The following is a 3,033-nucleotide window of genomic DNA, read 5'->3' on the forward strand; positions in this document are numbered from 1 at the left end:
GGCGTTGGCCATGCTCGCCCGGGGGCACGGCTGGTCGTTGCGGCACGGGTACCGGCCGGACCGGGTCCGGCCCGGCTGGGCGGGGGCCGGCTGGGCGGTCGCCGCCTGGCAGGTCACCCTCGGCTTCGGCATCGGCCTGGCCTTCGCGTACGTCCTGGCGCTGCTGGCCCTCGCCACCACCGCCGGGTACCTGCGGGCCTGGTGGCGCTGGGGTGCCCGGCCGACGGTCCCGCCCGGACTGTTCCTGGCCGACCTGGCCGGCGTCACCGGGTTCGCCGGGGTGACCCTGCTGGTGGCCGCGCCCTATTTCGAGGTGGTGGCCCGTCACCCGGCCGGGCGGCGGACGGTGGCGCAGGTCGAGATGTTCTCCCCGCCGCTGCAGGGTTTCCTGACCGCGCCGCCGGAGTCCTGGCTGTGGGGTGGGCGGCACCAGTCGGCCCGGGAGACCCTGGGGTTTCCCGGGGAGATGACCCTGCTGCCCGGGGTGGTGCTGGGCGCGCTCGCCCTGGCCGGGCTGGTCTTCTCCGCCTGGCGGCTGCAGCACCGGCTGGCGTTGGCAGCCGGGGTGGGGGTCAGCCTGGCCCTGGCGGCGGGCACCACGTTCGGCGGGGACGGTGACCCCGGCTACGTCACCCTGGTGCGGCACGTCCCCGGCTGGGACGGCATCCGCACCCCGGGGCGGTTGGTGCTCTGGACGACGCTGCTGCTGGGCATTCTGGCCGCCGGCGCGTTGACCGTGCACGAGAACGGCCCGCCCCGGCGGGGCTGGCGGCGCTGGGGCCCGGCGGTGCTGGTGTTGCCGCTGCTGCTGGTGCTGGTCGAGGGCGTGAACCGGACACCGCACGTGCCGGCGCCGGCCGCCCCGGCGGCGCTGCGCGGCGTACCGGACCCGGTGCTGGTGCTGCCGTTGGGCGGTGCGCGGGACTACCACGTGATGCTCTGGTCCACCGACGGCTTCCCGCGCACCGTCAACGGTCTCGCCTCGTTCGTGCCGGCAAGCCAGGAACGGATCCGAGTCATGAGCCTCGGTTTCCCGGACGCCGCCTCGGTGGCGTACCTGCGCTCGGTGGGGGTGCGCACGGTGGTGCTGCTGCCCGGGTACGCCGCCGGAACCCCGTGGGACGACGCCGCCGGACGGCCGGTCGACGGGTTGGGCATCCGGCGCGAGCAGCTCGCCGACGCGGTGGCCTACCACCTCGACCCGAAGGGCTGACCGGGAGCGCTTCCGCACCTGCCGTCCCGCCCGTTACCGTGGACTTCTTCCTCGGCATCGGGAGCCAGCGTGCCGGCGGGGAGCCAGGGCAGCTCTCCGCACCCCGTCGACGCTTCGCGGCGTCGTATCCAGCTCACCTGGCATCCCCGAGAGGAACCGTAGATGCGGAGCAGTCTCGCCGGCGCGGTCACGTCCGTGCTCGCCGCCGCCCTGGCCATCCAGATCGCCGTCGTACCGTCCACACCGGCCGCCGCCGAGCCGTACTCCGGCGGTGACGGCGGTCGCCCGGCCGCCATGCCGGCCCCGATGACGACCTCGCCCGGTCCGTCGCCCAGCTCGCCCACGGCCCCGACCCCGTCGCTGACGACGCCCGTCCCGGCGGGGGCCTGTACGGCCACCTACCAGGTGATCAGTTCCTGGCCGGAGGGCTTCTACGCGCAGGTGGACGTCCGCAACAACAGCGGCTCCCACACCGTCGGTTGGTCGGTTGTCTGGAGGTACCTGCACGGGCAGCGGATCACCCACCTGTGGGGCGGCATCCTCCGCCAGGAGGGAGACCGGGTGGGGGTCGGGCACGCGGACTGGAACGGCGTCCTCGCCCCGGGGGGCACCACCAGTTTCGGCTTCATCGGCGGCTGGACCGAAAGCAACCCGACGCCCAACATCATCACCTGCACCGCCTGGTTCCGCTGACCGGGCGGCCCCGGCAACCGTCCGGCGGTTGCCGGGGGCGCGGCAGGAAGCTCATGGTGAGGACAACGCGAGCGATCTTGGCGACCTGCTGTTCCTGGGCGACGAGGTGCCAGGAGTCGCGGCGTCCGACCCGGGCTCAGCTGTCCAGGTCGGCGGGGGAGTTGGGCCGGTCCACGTCGACGAACTCGATGTCGTCCACGTCCCGATCCGCCCGGCTGCCGGCGGCCCGGGCGGCGGTGCCGGCGGCCCAGCCGATCGCGGCACCGGCCAGCGCGGCGCTGATCAGCAGCGTCCACGGCAGGGCCGGGCGTCGGCCGGCGAGCGCGTCGAAGGCGAGCGTGGCCCGGCGTCGGGCCTCGTCCGCGGCGGAGCCGACGACGTCGCCGGCCTCGGAGAGATGAGCTCCCTCCCGTACCGACGTCGCGGCGTCCCGGACGCTGTCGCCGGCCGACCCGACCGCCGCGAGAAGCTGCTGCCACGCCTGGTCGGCGATCCGTTCCGGCTTGCTGCGGCGCTCCAGCAGGTTGCTGCCGAACATTGTTGCCTCCTCCGGTGCCGAAGATCTGCGGCCACTTGGGTGGTCGACGTGCTACGGCACGTCACGGTCCGCCTGTGACCGGCAGTGCCCCACCCGTCCAATTCCCAAACCACCGCGCCCGCAGTGATGCCCGGCCGCGCCTACCCGGCGTTCTGCCTGCCCGGTGCTTTGCCTGCCCGGCTGCGCCAGGTCGCGGTGTCCTTCGGTACGGACATCGCCACCTGGCGCACATCGAGCACGCCTCCCGGGGGTCTTCTCGGGCACGCTGCCGGGACCGTGTCACCGAGTGGGGTCCGTCGGGTCAGGTAAGGCGGACCACGGCGGCGGCGCGGGCGAAGTCGTCGCCGTCGTCATCATCGTCATCATCCCCGCCGCCGAAGCCGCAGGCCAGTACCAGGGCGAGCAGCGCGCCCACCCCGGCCAGACCGAGCAATTTCTTGATCATTGGAAGTCCCTTCGTCGTGGCTGCTGTTGCCGAGGGTAGATAGGCCGGGCAATCCGACGCGGCAGGTGCGAATCACCCCTTCGCGGCGTCCGAGGGTGGGAGGCAGGCCGCGGGCGCGCCCGGGGATCGGGTGCGGTATCGGGT

The 3,033-nt window shown here is 73.9% G+C and carries 4 protein-coding genes; 2 read left to right on the forward strand and 2 right to left on the reverse strand.

Annotated elements, in window-relative coordinates; all coding sequences use genetic code 11:
- On the forward strand, window positions 1-1,213 hold a 1,213-nt coding region (locus E1166_RS30040), incomplete at its 5' end, for a hypothetical protein (RefSeq protein WP_132343186.1).
- A 162-nt stretch (window positions 1,214-1,375) separates the two neighbouring features.
- A complete protein-coding gene (locus tag E1166_RS30045; RefSeq protein ID WP_132343187.1) occupies window positions 1,376-1,906 on the forward strand; it encodes a cellulose binding domain-containing protein in 531 nt (176 codons plus the stop codon).
- Window positions 1,907-2,042: 136 nt separating this feature from the next.
- Here the strand turns inward: E1166_RS30045 and E1166_RS30050 are convergent, their stop codons facing one another.
- A complete protein-coding gene (locus E1166_RS30050) occupies window positions 2,043-2,444 on the reverse strand; it encodes a hypothetical protein (protein WP_132270201.1) in 402 nt (133 codons plus the stop codon).
- A gap of 301 nt (window positions 2,445-2,745) precedes the next feature.
- Window positions 2,746-2,889, reverse strand: coding sequence for a hypothetical protein (locus E1166_RS31315; RefSeq protein WP_165942724.1), 144 nt, complete (start codon window positions 2,887-2,889; stop codon window positions 2,746-2,748).
- Between the last annotated feature and the right edge of the window lie 144 nt (window positions 2,890-3,033).

It is taken from the genome of Micromonospora sp. KC213 (assembly GCF_004348325.1).
GTDB lineage: Bacteria > Actinomycetota > Actinomycetes > Mycobacteriales > Micromonosporaceae > Micromonospora.